Annotated in this window: 3 protein-coding genes; all 3 read right to left on the bottom strand. The window is 44.8% G+C overall.

Translation table 11 applies throughout. From position 1 onward, the window contains the following. Positions 1-1,063, bottom strand: a 1,063-nt coding sequence (gene fahA / locus V7D75_RS00455) for a fumarylacetoacetase (protein ID WP_442968890.1), incomplete at its 3' end; no start/stop codon positions are given. Positions 1,064-1,251: 188 nt separating this feature from the next. Then, positions 1,252-2,448, bottom strand: a complete 1,197-nt coding sequence (locus tag V7D75_RS00450; RefSeq protein ID WP_333612949.1) for an amino acid aminotransferase — start codon at positions 2,446-2,448, stop codon at positions 1,252-1,254. A gap of 177 nt (positions 2,449-2,625) precedes the next feature. Beyond that, positions 2,626-3,499, bottom strand: an 874-nt coding sequence (locus V7D75_RS00445; protein WP_333612948.1) for a LysR family transcriptional regulator, incomplete at its 5' end; no start/stop codon positions are given.

The raw sequence follows: 3,499 nt of genomic DNA, 5'->3' as shown, positions 1-3,499 counted from the left end.
AGCCCATCATGTCACCAACTTCTACTTTACAGCCGGTGATGGTGTGGTGGGTGAGCTGCTGTGCCATTGACCAATACATATATTTAAAGTTGGTCTCACAAACTACCGTTGCTTCATCGCTATTCTCAGGCAATAGCTCGACTGATAAATTGATGTCAAAGCTATTGTTACTGTCTTTTTCATTGAGATAAGCCAGTGGTTTTGGTTCTTGCGTTGGGCATGCAGTCTTAAAAGGTGCTAACGCATCCATGGTCACAATCCAAGGCGATACTTCAGAGGCAAAGGTCTTGGCATTAAAGGGGCCTAAAGGTACGTATTCCCATTTTTGAATATCGCGGGCTGACCAATCGTTGAGTAACACCATGCCAAAGATATGATCATTAGCCTCATCTACCGCAATCGGTTGGCCGATGTTATTGCCGCGACCAACGACAAGCTCAAAATCCAGGCGCTTACAAGGCGAGAAAATAGGACGTTCGTCAGGATTAGGTTTTAACTGACCCGATGGGCGTATCACATCTGTGCCACTAACGATAACGGTGCTGGCGCGTCCGTTATAGCCGACTGGCATTTCAGTCCAGTTAGCTAGTAGAGCGTTCTTTGGGTCACGGAACATGGTGCCGACATTGGTGGCGTGTTCTTTAGATGAGTAAAAATCGGTAAAGCCGGGTACTTGCACAGGCAGATGCATAGTGACGTCTGCTTGCTTAAACAGCGCTTTTGCCTGCAATTCAGTATTGTCGCGCAGTGTGTCATTATCAGCAGACAATAAGGTTTGAATGGTGCTGCGCGCCTTGGTCCAGTTGTCGCGACCAGAATCAATAAAGGCGTTTAGGGTTGGCTGATCAAAGTATGGGCCACCAGTCAAACTTAATAAACCTTCTGCTTCGAGTATTGATAAGTCTAATACCTGCTCGCCAATAGCCACACCCGCGCGGCGGTTGTTGTTACTAGCAGCGTCTTTAGCATCACTAAAAATACCATAAGGCAAGTTATGAATAGAGAAGTCGGAATCGGCGGCAATATCGATAAATGAGGTGAGGTTTTTGTCAATCGTTGACATGAGGTGCTCCTTGCTAAAGCGTGTATTGAATTACGTTATAGTTAACTACTTACGTATAATGTAATTTATAGCCAATTAGATTGCAAGGTTTTTTGTGCAGTGTTTTTTAGAAAGTGGCAGACATAAAAAAGGCTGAGTCATGACTCAGCCTTTTTAATCACATGTTTTTTTAAAATTACGCTAGAGAGTTAGTCTTTTAAAACATCAACCATAGCATTAGCAACATAATCGATATTGCTAGTATTTAAGCCTGCAACACACATACGTGAGTTCGAAACCATGTAGATACCATATTTGCTTTGGAGTTTTTCAACTTGTTCAGGCGTCAGACCGGTAAAGCTAAACATACCGTTTTGCTCAGTTAAGTAATCAAAGTTACGACCAGGGACTTTTTCTTCCAATACCGATTTGAGCTTTAAGCGCATAGCTTTGATACGGTCACGCATGGCATAAACTTCACCAACCCATTGCTCATGTAGCGCTTCATCGTTCATGACGATATCGACCACGCGGCCGCCATGTGATGGTGGGCTTGAGTAGATGCGACGCACGGTTGCATTTAGCTGACCAAAGACGCGCTCAGCTTCGTCAGTGCTGGGGCACACGACCGATAGACCGCCGACACGCTCACCGTATAGCGATAAGTTTTTAGAGAATGAGTTACTGACAAATACGGGTAGACCCATCTCGACTGCTTTACGGATAGCGTAAGCGTCGCTGTCCATATCTTCGCCAAAGCCTTGGTAAGCGATGTCCATAAATGGAATCAATTCGCGCGCTTTAATAACAGTTAGCGCGGTATCCCATTGTTCACGAGTCAAATCCATACCGGTTGGGTTATGGCAGCAAGGGTGCAATAAGACGACATCATTTTTGTTCAAAGTTTCAAAAAATGCAATCATTTCATCAAACTTAACACTGCTGGTCGCTTTGTCGTAGTACGGATATTTACCGACTTCGACGTCAGAGCCTTCAAAGATAGCAATGTGATTGCCCCACGTTGGGTCGCTGACGTAGCATTTAGATTGTGGGAACCATTCATGGATAAACTCTGCGCCGACTTTTAATGCGCCAGAACCACCAATAGTGGCGATGGTGGCTACCAAACCGTCTTGTAAGATTTGCGCGTCTTTACCAAATAGCAATTCTTGGCAACCTTTACGGTGTCCTGGTAAGCCTGCCATTGGCAAGTACGGACGAGGAGAGATAGGGTTAGCAATGCGCTCTTCAGCCGTTTTGACACACTCAAGGACAGGCAATTTGCCATCCTCATCATAATAAACGCCCACACCCAAATTGACTTTATCTGGATTGGTGTCAGCGGCAAATTTGTCCATCAATCCTAAAATCGGGTCACCGGCATAATAATCGATACGTTCAAACATTTTTTTTCCTTACAAGGGAGATGAGTTAAGGCGTTAAAAAGCATAAACCAGTTTGGCGATTAACTCAATGTTAGATTCAGCGATACTGATTAATTAACGCATTTTTTTGTTTATTAGCAAGTTTTTGGACAGACTTTAGCCTTTGCTAAATTGAAGTAATAAGTTCTTGAGTTGCCCTTAAACACGCTGCAAATCGTCAAAGTGGCTGGCAAAGTAAGTTTGCAAAAATTGCTTAAAAGCAATACTGGCGGGCGATAAAGCGCGTGACGAGCGTTGATAAATAAAGAATCGGCGCATTTTAACCGGCTGTGCCAACGGACGCATTTGCAAACCATTGGCGCTTACCCAATCTATCACCTCTGGCATATAAGGCAAGCACAAGGTAATGCCAAAACCTTGGCGGGTCATCTCAAGGGCGGTGGACATAAAGTTGACTTTATAGCGCGCCTGCTGAATATGACTGGCGATTTCCTCATCAAGCTCAGCGGTGACTTGCTCGATAAATGGCCCTTGTAAGGTAATAAGCGGCGTGTCTACTAAATCCTGCCAAATGACTTCTGATTTTTGCGCCAGCGCATGGTTATCTGGCATTACCACACAAAACGGCAACTGATATAACAAATCGGCGCTGATGTCATCGTCAGGCTCCGTAAAACCACGCTCAGTACCAACACCCAAATCTACCTCGATGTTTTGAATGTGTTCTAAAACATTTTCTGCTGAGCAATCAAGTAAAGACACGCTGATATCTGGATATGCTTTAGCAAATTGAGCAATAACGGCTGGCATGGAGGAGGCGGCAAATTGTGATACTGCCAGTCTGACTTGACCTTGCGCCAAACTTGTCAAGCTACTGGCTTCATTTTCAAATAGCTGCATCTCATTTAAAATACGGCGCGCTTGCGGCAATAAATGATGACCAACGACGGATAATGACAGCTGGCGGGTGGTGCGGTCAAATAGCACAATACCAAGGCTGGACTCCAATTCTTTAATCAAACCACTGACGGCAGATTGGGTCAAATGCATCTGCTCGCTGGCGCGGGTAAAA

Origin of the sequence: Psychrobacter sp. (assembly GCF_036731945.1) — a bacterium.
GTDB lineage: Bacteria > Pseudomonadota > Gammaproteobacteria > Pseudomonadales > Moraxellaceae > Psychrobacter.
Note: the sequence above shows the minus strand (reverse complement) of the source record. Positions and strands in the feature narration are given on the sequence as shown.